Consider the following 15,865-nt stretch of genomic DNA (forward strand, 5'->3'; position numbering starts at 1 on the left):
AAGGGGCGCGCCGTGTTGAAGCTCGAACAGATCCAGAAGAACGCAGCCATCTCGGGCTTGGAGCCCGGGCAGGTGGTGCGCATCGTCACGACCGAGCCTGTCGGCGACAACGCCCTGACCGTTTACTACAAGACTGCCGACGGCACGCTGCGCGAGCGGATGCTGTTCCGCACCGACGAAGCGAACCTGTCGCTGGCCGAGTCGGGCCGCCCGTGGGCCTTCGATGCGCCGGGCGACGCCTTCAAGCTCGCCGCCGAGGCCTACCGCATCAATCTGGCCCACCTGTTCGATCCGATGATGGCCGTCCACACCTCGAACGTGGAGCCGTTGCCGCACCAGATCACGGCGGTCTATGAGTCCATGCTGCCGCGTCAGCCGCTGCGCTACGTGCTGGCCGACGACCCCGGCGCGGGCAAGACCATCATGGCCGGGCTGTTCATCCGCGAACTGTTGATGCGCGCCGACGCCAAGCGCGTGCTCATCGTCGCGCCCGGCTCGCTGGTCGAGCAGTGGCAGGACGAAATGTTCGAGAAGTTCGGCCTCTCGTTCACGCTGTTCTCGCGCGAGCAGGTCGAGCAGTCCCGCAGCGGCAATCCCTTCGACGACTTCGACCTGCTGGTCGCCCGCGTCGATCAACTGGCGCGATCCGAAGACCTGCAAGAAAAGCTCAGGCTCACCCAGTGGGATCTGGTCGTCGTCGATGAAGCCCACAAGCTTTCGGCCAACTACTTCGGCAACAAAGTCAACAAGACCAAGCGCTTCCTGCTTGGCGAAACGCTGGGAGCCATCACCCGCCACTTTCTGCTGATGACGGCCACGCCCCACAATGGCAAGGAGGAGGACTTCCAGCTCTTCATGTCGCTGCTGGATGCAGACCGCTTCTACGGCAAGTTCCGCGATGGCGCGCACAAGGTCGATGTGGCAGACCTGATGCGCCGCATGGTCAAGGAAGACATGCTGCGTTTCGACGGCACGCGCCTGTTTCCCGAACGGCGCGCCTACACCGTCAACTACAAGCTCTCCGATCCGGAAGCTGCCTTGTACGCAGCGGTCACGGACTACGTGAAGACCGAGTTCGCCCGCGCTGACCAACTGGCCGATGGCGGCCGCAAAGGCACCGTCGGTTTTGCCTTGACCGCGTTGCAACGGCGGCTCGCCTCCAGCCCCGAGGCCATCTACCAGTCGATCAAGCGGCGCCGTAACAAGCTCAAGCGCCGCGTCGAGGACGAAAAATTGCGCCAGCGTGGCCAGGCGCTGGCAGAGACATTGAATGGCAGCAACGGCCTGCCCGAGGACATCTGGGACTCCGCCGATGACCTTCCATCCGAGGACTATGAAGCGCTGGAAGAACGGTTGGTGGATCAGGCCACGGCCTCCCAAACCATCCCCGAACTCGAAGCCGAAATCATCATCCTCGAAGGGCTGGAAGAACAGGCTAGACAGGTCGTCCATTCCGGCCAAGACCGCAAGTGGGACGAACTCTCCCGCCTGCTGCAAGACACACCCGAAATGCACGACGACGCTGGGCGTCAGCGCAAGCTCATCATCTTCACCGAGCACCGTGACACGCTGAACTACCTTGCGGTCAAGATTCGCGGCCTCATCGGCAGCGAGGAAGCCGTGGTGATGATCCACGGCGGCGTCAAGCGCGAGGAACGGCGCAAGGTACAGGAGCTGTTCCGCAACGACCCGACGGCGCGCGTGCTCATCGCCACCGACGCGGCGGGCGAAGGCGTGAACCTGCAAAACGCCAACCTGATGGTCAACTACGACCTGCCGTGGAACCCCAACCGGCTGGAGCAACGCTTCGGCCGCATCCACCGCATCGGCCAGACCGAGGTCTGCCATCTCTGGAACATGGTTGCCGCCGAAACTCGCGAGGGCGACGTCTTCCAACGCCTGTTCGAGAAGCTCGAAGTGGAACGCGCGGCGCTGGGCGGGCGCGTGTTCGACATCCTCGGCGAGGTGTTCGAGGAAAAGAGCCTCAAGGACTTGCTGATCGAGGCCATCCGCTATGGGGCCGACCCCGAGGTGCGCGCCCGTCTGCTCAAGAAGATCGAAGGCGCGCTCGATACCGATCACCTCGAAAACATCATCAAGCGCAACGCCCTGTGCGAAGAGGTGATGGACGAGAAACGCCTGTTCGCCGTCAAGGAGGAAATGGAGAAGGCCGAAGCCCGCAAGCTCCAACCCTTCTTCATCCGCGCCTTCTTCAACCAAGCCTTCGCGGCCTTGGGCGGCGAATTGCGCCCCGAGAGCAAGGCCGCTTCGAGATCACCAACGTCCCCGCCATCATCCGCGAGCGCGACCGCCAGATCACGGGCCGGGATCGCCGCAATGCCGATCCGGTGCTGCGCCGCTACGAGCGCGTCTGCTTCGAGAAGCAGTACGTGCGCTTGACCGACCGTGTGGGCGCGCCGATGGCCAGCCTGTTGCATCCGGGCCATCCCTTGATGCAGTCGGTCACCGACATCGTGCTGGAGCAGCACCGCAACAAGTTGAAGCAAGGCGCGGTGCTGGTCGATGCTAGCGATTTAGGCGTCACGCCCAAGGTGATGTTCATCATCGACCACCGGGTCTTGGAAGGCCAAGACCCCAGCCGCGTCGCCTCGCGGCGCATGCAGTTCGTGGAGATCGATGCCGCAGGCACCACCATCAACGCGGGCTGGGCACCGCATCTGGACTTGGAGCCGCTCGCAGCTTCCGACATGCCGCTGATCCAAGACGTGCTGGCCTCGCCGTGGATCGCCAAGGATCTGGAGCACGCCGCGCTCGCCCACGCGGGCAGCCACCTCGTGCCCGAACACTTCGACGAAGTACGCTCGCGGCGCGAGAAGTCCGTGGACAAGACCTTGGCCGCCGTCCACGAACGGCTGGTCAAGGAGATCAACTTCTGGTCAGACCGCTACATCAAACTGCAAGACGACCTGGCCGCAGGCAAGGATGTTCGCCTGACGCTGGAGAACGTCCGCCGCACCATCGACGACCTCACGGCGCGCCGCGAGTCGCGCGAAAAGGAATTGCTGGCCATGCGCCATGTAGTCTCGGCCACGCCGGTCGTGCTCGGCGGCGCGCTCGTCATCCCGGCGGGGCTGCTGATGCAGCGCAAGGGCGTCCCCGCCGAACAAGGCGGCTGGTCGGCGGACGCTGCTGCCCGCGCCCGTGTCGAAAAGATGGCCACGCGCGCGGTCATGGAGGCCGAACGCGCCCTTGGTTACGACGTCATCGACGTGTCGGCGCAGAAGTGCGGCTGGGACGTGACCAGCCAGCCCAAGCCCGTGGATGGCCGCCTGACGACCTCACGCCACATCGAGGTGAAGGGCCGCGCCAAGGGCCAGTCCACGATCACCGTCACCCGCAACGAAATCCTCTACGGCCTGAACCAGGCGGACAAGTTCATCCTCGCCATCGTGTTGGTGGACGGGGACAAGCACGAAGGCCCGTTCTACGTGCGCCAGCCCTTCACGCAGGAGCCGGACTGGGCCACAACCAGCATCAACCTCGATCTGGGCCAGTTGCTGGCCAAGGCCGTCGTGCCGGAAGCATCACTGTGATGGCCGCCAACGCCCACAACGGAAAACGCCTCCACGAGGGAGGCGTTGGGCCGCAGATGCGATCTGCGGTGGGCCTGGAACCAACCCCACAAAGAGAAACGCCCCTTGCGGGGCGTCGGGCCGGAGATGCTATCTCCGGGGGGGTTAGTGCTGCGCATTGTATCAGCTTGGCGCCGCATGGCAAGCGGTTGGAGACACGCCCGTGACCCGCGTCGTTGCCTACATCGACGGCTTCAACCTCTACTTCGGGTTGAAGCAGGCCCGCTTCAAACGCTACTACTGGCTGGACGTGGCTGCGCTGGCGCGCACGCTGCTGAGGCCAGGCCAACAACTGGCGGCAACGCACTACTTCTCTGCCCGCATCCGCGACAACGGCCGCAACGCGGCAGACCAGAAGCGGCAGAACGCCTACTTGGAAGCACTGGCATTGCGAGGCGTGCAATGCCAGTTCGGCCACTACCTCGAAAAGATCCGCGAATGCCGGGCGTGCCATGCCATCTGGCCGGACTACGAGGAAAAGATGACCGACGTGAACATCGCCATCCAGTTGATGACGGACGCCTTCGACGAAGCTTTCGATGTGGCCCTAGTCATCTCAGGCGACAGCGACCTGACCACACCTATCCGCCGGGTGCGTGAACGCTTCCCCGCCAAGCGCGTCATCGTCGCATTCCCGCCGCACCGCCACTCCAAGTCGCTCAAGCAACACGCCAACGGCCACCTCGCCATCAGCGAGAACAAGCTGCGTGCCAGCCAGTTGCCTGATCAGATCGTCAAGCCCGACGGCTTTGTGCTCCAACGTCCGGCACACTGGAAATAGCCATGAAGCTCGAAAGCATCCACATCCGGGACTTCAAACGGTTTGCCGATCTGTCGATCACCGGACTGCCCGCCACGACCAAGCTGGTTTTACTAACCGGTCCGAATGGGAGTGGCAAGACATCGTTGTTTGAGGCGTTCAATTTTTGGATGAGCCATGCGAAGCAATCCGTAAGCTATGAGCCTGAATACCACGAACGCAGTCTGCCAGCGAAGCCAGGTAGCGACTGGAATGCCGTTCTGCAACGAATTCAACTCAAATTTCACGGAGATTCCGTTCGACTCCCACGAGCGCACAACAGAAAAGACTTCTACATCCGCTCGGCGTATCGCCACGAGGCCGAGTTCACGACCAATGGGCTTGGAAACGCGGACGACATCCTGAACGACTCTCGCCGTCCCCAGCGGCTGATTCAGCAGGAGCAGCGGGTATCCGAAAACTACCAGCGCATGGTTGCGGAAGCAGTTAGAGCGCTCTACTCCGATGATGTCGCGACACAACAGAAGAAGGTTGCTGAACTTGCCGATGAATTAATCGGCGAAGTGCGCGTCGCCATGACCAAGATTTTCGGTGACTTGGTCCTGGAAGGCCCTGGCAACCCGCTTACCAACGGCACTTTCCGGTTCAAGAAGGGAACCGTTTCCGGCTTTCATTACAAAAACCTGTCCGGTGGAGAAAAGGCGGCATTCGACCTTCTGCTGGATTTCATCGTCAAGCGCAAAGCGTTCGATGACACGGTGTATTGCATCGACGAGCCCGAACTCCACATGCACACGCGCTTGCAAGCCAAGCTGCTGGAAGTCATGTTCAGCCTGATCCCGGACAACTGTCAGCTCTGGCTTTCCACCCACTCTATCGGCATGGCGCGCAAGGCGGCGGAGCTTTACGCCGCGAATCTTGGACAGGTCGTGTTCATTGATTTCCACGATCACGACTTCGACCACACGGCGACGCTGACACCCATCCAGCCAGGTCGCCAGTTCTGGCGGCAGATATTCCACACGGCGCTCGACGATCTGGCGGAACTCGTCGTGCCGAAATATGTCGCCTTTTGTGAAGGCAAGCGTCTGGGTCAAGGCGGGCGCAAGCCTAGTTTTGATGTGGCGGTTTATCAGACCATTTTCGGCAACCAGTTTCCGTCCATCGAGTTCGTCCCACTCGGAGGGACGAATGAAGTGCAGAGCGATGGCGATACATTCAGTCTGCTGCTGAGCAAGCTCGCGCCCGGCATCAAGTGCTGGAAAGTCTTTGACCGGGACGACCGACATGGCGATGAAATCCAGCAACTTCAAACAGGCGGCATACAGGTGCTCCAGCGCCGAGACCTCGAAAGCTACTTGTGGGATAACGAAATTCTGAAAGCCTTATGCGATTTGCATGGGCAGCCAGAGAAGTTGTCGGAACTGCTTGCCGAAAAGCAGCAGGCGCTGACCGACGGCGCTCAACAAGGCAAACCTGCTGACGACATCAAGGCCGCATCTGGTCGCCTCTACAACAAATGTAAGCAAGCCCTGGGACTGACCCAATGCGGCAATGATGCGGAAGCCTTTGCTCGGCTCACGCTCGCGCCGCTGGTCAAGCCGGGAACCAGCGTCTATCAAGAATTGGCCGCCATCGTTGTGGAGCCAGTGGGGCAAAACACATGACAACCATCAAAACCCCGAAAAAACTCATCGAAGTCGCCCTACCTCTGGACGCGATTAACAAGGCCGCCGCGCGCGAAAAATCCATCCGCCACGGTCACCCCAGCACGCTGCATCTGTGGTGGGCGCGGCGTCCGCTGGCGGCGGCGCGGGCGGTCATCTTCGCGCAGATGGTCAACGACCCCGGCTACCAGCAGGGCGGCGGCTTCCGCTACGGCGTCAACAAGGAAAAGGCGCAGGCCGAACGCGAGCGGCTGTTCAAGATCATCGAAGACCTGGTGCAGTGGGAAAACACCAACAACGAGGAAGTGCTGGAGCGCGCCCGCGCCGAGATCCGGCGCTCGTGGCGCGAGGTCTGCGAACTGAACAAGGCGCACCCGCAGGCCGCCGAACTGTTCAACCCCGACAAGCTGCCCGCCTTCCACGACCCCTTCGCGGGCGGTGGCGCCTTGCCGCTGGAAGCGCAGCGTCTGGGTTTGGAAAGCTACGCCAGCGACCTCAACCCCGTGGCCGTCACCATCAACAAGGCCATGATCGAAATCCCGCCGCGCTTCGCGGGCCGCGCGCCGGTGGGGCCGCGCGTGCCGGGCGACAAGCAGGGTAAGTTGAGCGAGGACTGGTCGGGCGCGAAAGGGCTGGCCGAAGACGTGCGCCGCTACGGCGCATGGATGCGCGCCGAGGCCGAGAAGCGCATCGGCCATCTGTATCCGCAGGTGGAGATCACTGCCGAGATCGTGAAGGAGCGGCCCGAGCTGAAGCCCTTGCTGGGCCAGAAGCTCACCGTCATCGCCTGGCTGTGGGCTCGTACCGTGAAAAGCCCCAACCCGGCGTTCAGCCATGTGGACGTGCCGCTGGTTTCCACCTTCATCCTCAGTAGCAAGGCGGGCAAGGAAAGCTATGTGCAGTCCGTGGTCGAGGGCGACAAGTATCGCTTTACGGTGAAGGTGGGTGCGCCGCCGGAAGCGGCGAAGAACGGAACGAAGCTGACCCGCGGCGCGAACTTTCAATGTCTAGTATCAGATACACCGATTGAGTCTAAGCACATCTACGCCGAGGCCAACGCCGGGCGCATGAGTGCGAAGCTCATGGCCATCGTCGCCGAAGGTGCGCGTGGCCGCGTCTACCTTGCGCCGACCGCCGAACACGAAATCATTGCGCGTCAGGCACAGCCAAAATGGAAGCCGGAAGTGGCAATGCCGGAGAACCCGCGCTGGTTCTCACCACCGCTCTACGGCTTGACGAGATACGGCGACCTCTTCACCCCACGTCAACTGGTAGCGTTGACCACCTTCTCCGATCTGGTGGGCGAGGCGATCGTCAAGGTGGCGACCGACGCACTGGCTGTTGGCATGTCCGACGACGGCCGTGCCCTGGATGAAGGTGGTTCTGGTGTTACCGCCTATGCCGAGGCGGTGGGGGTGTATTTGGCGCTTGGGTTGAGTCGATTGGCCGATGCACAGAATGCTCTTTGTCAATGGGGCCCAAGTGCTGACCAGACCCAGCATCTGTTCCGGCGACAGGCAGTTCCAATGGTTTGGGACTACGCTGAATCGAGTGTTTTCTCAGGGGCAGCGGGCGACTTGGTCACAAGCCTCGGAAGCATGAGCCGAGTATTGGACAAGTTCAGCACCACGGTTCAAGGACATTCGCTGCACTCTGATGCGCAGAAGCAAGTCGTCTCGCTGAATAAGGTTTTATCCACAGACCCTCCTTACTACGACAACATCGGCTATGCCGACCTGTCCGACTTCTTTTATGTCTGGCTGCGCCGTTCGCTGCGGCATATTTATCCCCATCTGTTCGCCACAGTCGCAGTACCCAAGGCCGAAGAGCTGGTCGCCACGCCCTATCGCCACGGCGGCAAGGAAAAGGCCGAAGCCTTTTTTCTCTGTGGCATGACCGAAGCGCTGCACAACTTGGCGCAGCAGGCACATCCGGGCTTCCCCGTCACCATCTACTACGCCTTCAAGCAGTCCGAGACTAAAGACAATTCGGGCACATCCAACACCGGTTGGGAAACCTTTCTCGAAGCTGTGTTGAAGGCCGGTTTCGCACTGACCGGCACTTGGCCGATGCGGACAGAACGCGATGCCCGCTCCATCGGTCTAGGAACTAACGCGCTCGCTTCCAGCATCATCCTCGTCTGCCGTCAACGCCCCGCCGACGCGCCCACCGTCTCGCGCCGCGAATTCATCCGCGAACTCAACGCCGTACTGCCCGAAGCGCTGGATGAAATGACACGCGGCGGCGTCAATTCGCCCGTCGCGCCGGTGGACTTGTCGCAAGCCATCATCGGCCCCGGCATGGCCATCTTCAGCCAGTACGCCGCCGTGCTGGAAGCCGACGGCACGCCCATGAATGTGCGCACCGCGCTGCAACTCATCAACCGCTTCCTCGCCGAGGACGACTTCGACCACGACACACAGTTCTGCTTGCACTGGTTTGAACAGCAAGGCTGGGCCACCGGCAAATACGGCGACGCCGACGTGCTAGCACGCGCCAAGGGCACCAGCGTCGGCGGCCTGCAAGCCAGCGGCGTGGTGGCGTCGAGCAAGGGTGAATTGCGCCTGCTCAAGTGGGCCGAAATGTCACGCGACTGGTCGCCGGAATCCGATACCCGCCTACCCGTATGGGAGGCGCTGCACCAACTCATCCGCGCACTGAACCAGGACGGCGAGTCCGCCGCCGGTGCGCTGCTCGCCCGCATGCCCGCCCGCGCCGAACCCATCCGCGCACTGGCCTACCGCCTCTACACCCTGTGCGAACGCAAGGGCTGGGCCGAGGAGGCGCGCGCCTACAACGAACTCGTTACCGCGTGGAGCGCCATCGAACAGGCAGCCGGAGAAGTGGGCATGCTGGGCTCGCAAGGCAGCTTCGATCTGTGAATGGAGGGCTTGTCATGACCGCTGATACACCAAGCACCACCGAATCTCTATCAGCTTTTGCCAATGCGGCCACGCCTTCGGCAGAGCGCCGGGCCGCGTTGACCGCATTGATCACAGCAAAGGTGCTGCCCAAGCAGGCGGACGACCCCGCCGTGGCGGATGGTCGCGCGCATCTGCTGGCACAGGTCTTTGCATTGGATGCTGCGCCAGAGCATCGGCTGCTGTCTATCGCAGAGTGCATACGCCTTGGGCAAGTTGTCAAACGGTGGGCTCCAGAAATTGCCGAGCAGTTGCGCCCCGCGTTTGCGGAGGAACTGCCTTCAATGCAACTACTAAATGAAGCCGATGACCGTCTGAATCTGGCCCGAGCCTGCGCACTTATGTCTTCTGCCTGGTTGCCAGCCTATCTGGCAAGAGCGATTGCAGAGGAGGAGACGGGCGAGAAAGCGCGCGGAGAGGTGGTGGCCGCTCTGCTGGCGCGCTCCCCTGATCTCGCAACAGCGTTGCGGCAGCTCGCAAGCGCATTCCAAGCCTTACGGCCCAATACTGAAGAGCCGGGTGAAACGGTCGCGAAGCGGCTGGCTCGCACCTTGGTCGCTCTGCGCAGCGCCCTTCTCGAAGTAGAACTGGAAGCTGGCGACGAGCCGGGAAAGGCTTTGTACGAGATGCTGGCTTTGCCTTTGTCTGCTCTAGGCAAGCCGCAGAATGAAAAGGTGCAACTCGACTTGGTGCGCGAAGCGTTGCTGACGGTGCACGACATCGTTCGCACACGCATCTCGGTGGTCGCTGACCCCCAGATGTACAGCGTGGTTGCCTACTGCCGCAGATTGCTTGGCAGTACGTCATGGCCCAAAGACTTGGCCAGCCCGCTGGAGCGGTTGATTACGGATGTCTCAGAGGCGCTGATTTTGTTGGGTCGCCAAGGTCAATGCGACCAGACATTGCTGGGCCAGTTGAATGTTCTGTGCAGTCACCCAGAACGCGCCCGCGCATTGGCACGCGATCTAGCCAAGAAGCACCCCGAGCTGCCCGAAGACGTGCGGGACTGGTTGGAGCGAGGGCGCGTACGCGCCGCTCGCCAAGCCAGTGAGTCTGCTATTGAGGCCGCAGCCAGCAATGCCGATGAAAGTATTGGCCTGGCCTTGCAGGCTGCCCGGCGAGCTAGAGCCATGCGTGACAACTTGCACGATCCGCTGTTGGCCAATCTGGAAATTTACGAACCCACTATGGCACCCGCAGCACGGGATCTTTTGGACCGCGTGCAAACCTTGGCTGTACAGGTCGAACAGGCCGCAAGCCTGCGCGCACTGGATTTGTACGGGATTCCGGGTGAGGAAATCGAGATGTCGCCAAAGTTCTTCACCGCCGTGGGTGGTGCGCCCAAGCAGCGCATGCTGGTCAAACAACCCGCCATCGTGCGCAAGCGGCACGATGGCAGTGTGGGTGATGTGGTTGCCAAGGGAATTGTCGAGTAACTGAGAGGACGAAATGGACAAGAAAACCGCAGCCATTTTGCTGGCAAGCTTGCTGGAGCGCATTGAGCGCGATCACGCCATTGGCGCAGCTTCGTCACACGAGCGGCAGGCGCTACGGCTTGCCGTACAAGCGCTGGGTGGGGAGGATGTCCCCCCTGTATTACCACCACCTGCGCCCCACATCGTTGTCGTTCCGCCCGTAGAGCCGCCTCGCATTGACCTGGTGCTTTCGTCCATCCAGAGGAAGAGAAAACCGAACCGGATGCACTGATGTGCTTGGACTTCGGGACTGCCATGTCCAAAGCCTTTGCCTCGATCTTCCCTGACCAGCATTTGGATTTGGCGTTAGGAGTGGCAGTTGGTAGAGAGGGCTACGCTCTGCCATCTTCAATATTCATTGCTGATGACTGCAAAGTCTATTTCGGCTTCGAGGCCATTGAAATGAGCCAGGGGCTGGAGAGTTCTGGGAGGGAACGACTGGACTCCATCAAGGGTTGGATCAGTCTTCAACACGAAGGCTCTCTTGACGGAGATGCGAATATCTTGTCGAAAGCCATGAACCCTTCTGGCGTCAAGTTGACCCAGGGAGATCTGCTGCGCATCTATTTGGCTTACTTCACTGATGTCGCGGAGCATGCTTTAAAGGAGCACGTTACTGAGCCAAGGTATGTGAAGCGCCGGTACGCCCGTCCATGTTGGCCAGACAGCAAGGCGCAGTGGGGCAATAACTTGATGCGCCGGATGTTGGCAGAAGCCCAAGTGCTTGCCGACACGTTCAGTGGCTGTTGGTCAGGCGGGATCAATGTCGCAGAACTCAAAGCAGCCGTTGAACAAGTCAAGAAGCTCGAAAAACGACCGGACTACCTGATTGATGAAGGCGTCCCTGAGCCTGTGGCTGTTGCCGCAGGCGAAATTGCCGACAGCGAGAACTTGCGCGACGCATTCATGGTTGTGGATGTAGGTGCTGGTACAACAGATTTTGGCCTTTTCATCTCGACCAAGAGGTCGGAAGAGGATGAGCCTCGCGTCTTCCAGAACTCAAAATCCATTCAAGGCTTGATGCAGGCCGGTGACAAGGTTGATGGTTTGCTTCGTGGATTTATCGCACAGAAGGAATCTATCGATCCGAGTGACAACTCAGGCAAGCTCATCCTTGCCGACCTATCGAGAAGAATTCGGAGTCTTAAAGAGGTACTTTTCAAAACCGGAACCTTGGAATACACGCTGTCTGATGACACGGTCGGCAAGATCATGCTGGACGATTTTCTCGCTGATCCCAAAGTCATTCGGTTTGGTCAAGCCGTGGAGGATGGCTTCAAGAAAGCACTCGGCGCGGTCGATGAATCCTGGCTGCGCTGGCTGGCGATGGACGGTGTGCGCTTGCATGTGGTGTTGACAGGCGGTAGTTCTCCACTGCCGATGATGCAAGCCCTGGGCAAGGGCCTCATCGAAGTGAATGGGCATCGAATCGTGCGGCAATCCGTTGACCCTAGTCCTAGCTGGATGGATGACATGCCCGATGAATTGTTGACCGTCTACCCTCAGCTGGCCGTGGCCATTGGAGGTGCAGCCGAAACCATGCCCGAGACCAATGATGCACCGCTTGTATTTGGCGGTGGCGTGCGGGCCCCCAGCTATGTTGCTGGAAATATCCATGTTGGAGGGAAATAGCAGCATGACCATCAAACCTTGGCGCGAAATCGCGGAACCGCACTCCGATGTGCGGGAAGGTAAGTTCCAGCAGGCCGAATTCGCCGCTGACCTGTCGCGCGTGCATGCGGGCACGGCCAACGCGGAATACCAGAACCCGGCGCTGTTCTTCCAGCGCACCTTCATCACCGAAGGTATGCGGCTGTTGCTGGACTCTGTGGTCAAGCGCCTTGCGGGCCAGGGCGGCGACCCGGTGATCCAGCTTCAAACCGCGTTCGGTGGCGGCAAGACACACACCATGCTGGCGGTCTATCACCTCGCCAAGGGCGAAGCGCCCGCCAGCGACTTGCAGGGCGTGCCCGCCATCCTCGACGCGGCGGGCGTGACGGAACTGCCCAAGGCGCGCATCGCCGTGCTGGACGGCATCAAGTCCTCACCCAACCAGCCGGTGGTGAAGGATGGGCAGAGCATCCGCACGCTGTGGGGTGATTTGGCATGGCAACTAGGCAAGGCTGAGGGCTACGCGCTGGTGGCAGAGGCCGACGCCTCGGGCACGTCGCCAGGCAAGGACGTGCTGGCCGATCTGCTGGCCCGCTACGCGCCCTGCGTCATCCTGATCGACGAGCTGGTGGCCTATGTGCGCCAGTTCGAGGAAGGCAAGGCACTGACAGGCGGCACTTTCGATTCCAACCTCAGCTTCGTGCAGGCGCTGACGGAAGCCTTGAAGGCCGTGCCGACCGCCGTGCTGCTGGCCTCGCTGCCGGAATCGGCCAAGGAGGCGGGCAGCCAGCGCGGCGAGAAGGCGTTGGCTTCGCTTTCGCACTACTTCGGGCGCATTCAGGCGCTGTGGAAGCCAGTGGCCACCGAGGAGGCGTTCGAGATCGTGCGTCGGCGGCTCTTTTCTAACATCAACGACAAACTGGCGATGGAGTCGGTCTGCCGGTCGTTCGCGGACTACTACATCGAGAACCGCGACGACTTCCCGCAGGAGACGCAGGACAGCAAGTACCTGGAGCGGCTGACGCACGCCTACCCGATCCACCCCGAGGTGTTCGACCGCCTGTACGAGGACTGGTCAACGCTGGACAATTTCCAGCGCACGCGCGGCGTGCTGAAGTTGATGGCGAAGGTGATCCACCGCCTGCGGAAGGACGGCAACAACGACCCGCTGATCATGCCCGGCAGCTTTCCGCTGATGGATGCCGACACACTGAACGAGGTGCTCTACTACCTGCCGCAGGGCTGGACGCCGGTGATTGAGCGCGACGTGGATGGCGAGCGCTCGGAGACCTGGGAGATCGAGAACAAGGACACCCGCTTCGGCAGTGTGCAAGCCTGCCGACGCGCCGCGCGCGCCATCTTTCTAGGCAGCGCGCCCAGCACATCCAACCAGGGCGTGCGCGGTCTGGAACTGGAGCGCGTGATCTTGGGCGTGGCCCAGCCCGGCCAGCAGCCCAACCTGTTCAAGGACGCGCTGCGGCGCTTGGGCGACCGGCTGCACTACCTGAACGCCGCCAACAACCGCTTCTGGCTGGACACGCGCCCCAACCTGCGGCGCGAGATGGAAGAGCGCAAGCGCCGCTTTCAGGACAAGGAGGACGTGTTCCCCGCCATCCGTGAGCGCGTGCAGCGCAGCTTTGCCAGCGGGGTGTTCGGCGGCATCCACATCTTCACCGGCAGCGGCGACGTGCCCGACGACTGGGCGCTGCGGCTGGTGGTGCTGCCGCCGGATGCGGCCTTCAGCAAGAGCGGCCAGAGCCTTGCCATTGACCGCGCCACTGAGATTCTCAAGAAGCGCGGCGATCAGCCCCGCTTCAAGCAGAACCGCCTGATCTTCGTGGCGGCGGACTACGACAGCGTAAGCCGCCTGAAGGATCATGTCCGCTCGCACCTCGCGTGGCGCAGCATCGTCGGCGACTACAAGGACAACCGCATCGTCCTCGACAACCTGATGGCCAAGCAGGCGCAAGCCAGCCTGGATCAGGCCGAGGAAACGGCGCGGCGCATGATCCGCGAAACCTACAAATGGCTGGTCGCGCCGGTGCAGGAAGCCCGCCCCGGCAAGGGGCTGTCCGAAGTGAAGTGGGAGCACTTCGCGCTCAACCCCGGCGCGCAGAATTGGTCGCAGGAAATCGAACGCGTGCTCAAGGAGAACGAACTGCTCATCAGCGAATGGGCACCGATCCATCTGGCCAAGGTGCTGAAGGACTGGTTCTGGAAGGACGATGCCAAGGACACCAGCGCCCTCAATGTGTGGCAGCAGAGTTGCCAGCAGCTCTACCTGCCGCGCCTGAAGGACGACGCGGTGTTCCAGACCACGATGGGCGCGGGCGCGGACAGCCGCGAGTTCTTCGGCTTCGCGCAGGGCAAGGAGCCGGACGGCGACAAGGTGCGCTATGTGGGCTTCAGCTACGGTAAGCGCACGTCGCTCATCATGGACTCGTCGCTGTTGCTGATCGAACCGCTCGCCGCAGCCGCCTACATGGAGAGCCTGCGCGCGGCCGAGGAAGCATCCCGTGCCAGCGCCGCCAATGCAGGAGGCTCTGCGACGACGGTCTTGGTGACGGGTGACGGAAACATTCCGCCGCGCGTCGAGGACTTCGGCCAGAGCGGCACTTCGACCGGCAGCGGTGCACCGAGCGCCAAGAAGCAGTTCTACGCCAGCATCGACCTCGATCCGATTCAGGCCAAGCGGCAGTTTGCCGACGTGGTGGACGAGGTGGTGCAGCAGTTCACCCTGCGGCCCGGCGTGAAGGTGCGGATCGCCATTGAGATTCAGGCGGAATCGCCGACCGGCTTCGATGATGGCCTTCAGCGCACGGTGAAGGAGAACTGCAACGTGCTGAAGTTCAAGAGCGCGGAATTCGAGGCGGGCGAATGAGCGCGCCCAAGGTCTTCGTCAGCCACGCCAGCGAGGACAAGGATCGCTTCGTCGTAGAGTTCGCGCGGCGCTTGCGCGAGAACGGCGTCGATGCGTGGCTCGACCAGTGGGAGATGAAACCGGGCGACAGTCTGGTGGACAAGATCTTCGAGGAAGGGCTGAAAGAGGCGCGGGCTGTCATCGTCGTCCTGTCCAAGGTCAGCGTCCAGAAGCCTTGGGTTCGGGAGGAACTGAACACCTCGGTGGTCAACAGGATCAGTCGTGGAACGCGGCTGATCCCCGTCGTCATCGACGATTGCGAAGTGCCAGAAAGCCTGCGATCCACCCTCTGGCAGAAGATCGATGATCTCGCCGACTACGACCAGAGTTTGCAGCGCGTCCTGTCGGCGATCTTCGACGTGGACGACAAGCCGACCATCGGCCAGCCGCCAGCCCGGTTCTCTGGGCCTGCGCCCTTGATCTCTGGCCTGACGCGGGTTGATGACTTGGCCTTGCGCGTCATTGCGAGAGTGCAGATCGACGAGGACGCAGGTCTTGTGGATTGGGATCGGCTGCGCGCGGAAACGGCGCTCAAAGATGTGCCGCAGCAGGAACTGCTCGACTCGCTGGACATTCTCGAACAGCACTACTGCATCAAGATCGGGCGCGTTCTCGGCGCGCCGCTGTCGCATGTCGTTCTGACGGACTACGGCTTTCAGGAGTTCGCGCAGGCGTATGTCGATGGCTATCAGGATGTGGTTGGCCGGATTGCCGCGCTGCTGGTCAACGAGGATGTCCGCCAGAATGAAGAACTGGCAACGCGGGTCGGCAAGCCCCGCGCCTTCGTCGACTTCGTACTGAACCTGCTGGAAAGCAATAATCACATCAAGGTTTCCAAGTACATAGGCGGCCAGTCCCATGTGTGGGATGTCTCTGCATCGCTGCGTCGGGCGATTCAGCAGGCGCAATAAACCAATG

Annotated in this window: 10 protein-coding genes; all 10 read left to right on the top strand. The window is 61.6% G+C overall.

The genetic code is table 11. From position 1 onward, the window contains the following. The first annotated feature begins 12 nt into the window (after positions 1-12). Positions 13-2,400, top strand: coding sequence for a DEAD/DEAH box helicase (locus WJU18_RS18745; protein ID WP_423454678.1), 2,388 nt, complete (start codon positions 13-15; stop codon positions 2,398-2,400). Further along, positions 2,349-3,554, top strand: coding sequence for a DUF3883 domain-containing protein (locus tag WJU18_RS18750; protein WP_423454680.1), 1,206 nt, complete (start codon positions 2,349-2,351; stop codon positions 3,552-3,554). Before WJU18_RS18745 ends, WJU18_RS18750 begins: the two co-directional genes overlap by 52 nt. Positions 3,555-3,756: 202 nt before the next feature. Then, positions 3,757-4,374, top strand: coding sequence for an NYN domain-containing protein (locus tag WJU18_RS18755; protein ID WP_423454681.1), 618 nt, complete (start codon positions 3,757-3,759; stop codon positions 4,372-4,374). 2 nt (positions 4,375-4,376) lie between these two features. Further along, positions 4,377-6,020: an ATP-dependent nuclease gene (locus WJU18_RS18760; protein ID WP_423454684.1), complete on the top strand. Its 1,644-nt coding sequence runs from the start codon at positions 4,377-4,379 to the stop codon at positions 6,018-6,020. Next, positions 6,017-8,902, top strand: a complete 2,886-nt coding sequence (locus tag WJU18_RS18765; protein ID WP_423454686.1) for a DUF1156 domain-containing protein — start codon at positions 6,017-6,019, stop codon at positions 8,900-8,902. Before WJU18_RS18760 ends, WJU18_RS18765 begins: the two co-directional genes overlap by 4 nt. Before the next feature lie 14 nt (positions 8,903-8,916). Next, on the top strand, positions 8,917-10,377 hold the full coding sequence (locus tag WJU18_RS18770) for a hypothetical protein (RefSeq protein ID WP_423454687.1): 1,461 nt from the start codon (positions 8,917-8,919) through the stop codon (positions 10,375-10,377). Positions 10,378-10,390: 13 nt separating this feature from the next. Next, positions 10,391-10,648 (top strand): hypothetical protein, encoded by a 258-nt coding sequence (locus tag WJU18_RS18775; protein WP_423454689.1) that lies wholly within the window; start codon positions 10,391-10,393, stop codon positions 10,646-10,648. 23 nt (positions 10,649-10,671) lie between these two features. Beyond that, complete coding sequence (locus WJU18_RS18780) at positions 10,672-12,048, top strand: hypothetical protein (RefSeq protein ID WP_423454691.1); 1,377 nt, start codon at positions 10,672-10,674, stop codon at positions 12,046-12,048. Positions 12,049-12,052: 4 nt separating this feature from the next. Further along, entirely contained in the window at positions 12,053-14,908 is a 2,856-nt protein-coding gene (locus WJU18_RS18785) for an ATP-binding protein (RefSeq protein WP_423454693.1), read from the top strand. Then, positions 14,905-15,858 carry a toll/interleukin-1 receptor domain-containing protein gene (locus WJU18_RS18790; RefSeq protein WP_423454694.1) on the top strand — a complete coding sequence of 318 codons (954 nt, stop codon included), beginning with the start codon at positions 14,905-14,907 and terminating at the stop codon, positions 15,856-15,858. Before WJU18_RS18785 ends, WJU18_RS18790 begins: the two co-directional genes overlap by 4 nt. The last annotated feature ends 7 nt before the right edge of the window (positions 15,859-15,865 follow it).

Source organism: Ottowia sp. VDI28 (genome assembly GCF_049532675.1).
Classification (GTDB): Bacteria; Pseudomonadota; Gammaproteobacteria; order Burkholderiales; family Burkholderiaceae_C; genus Ottowia.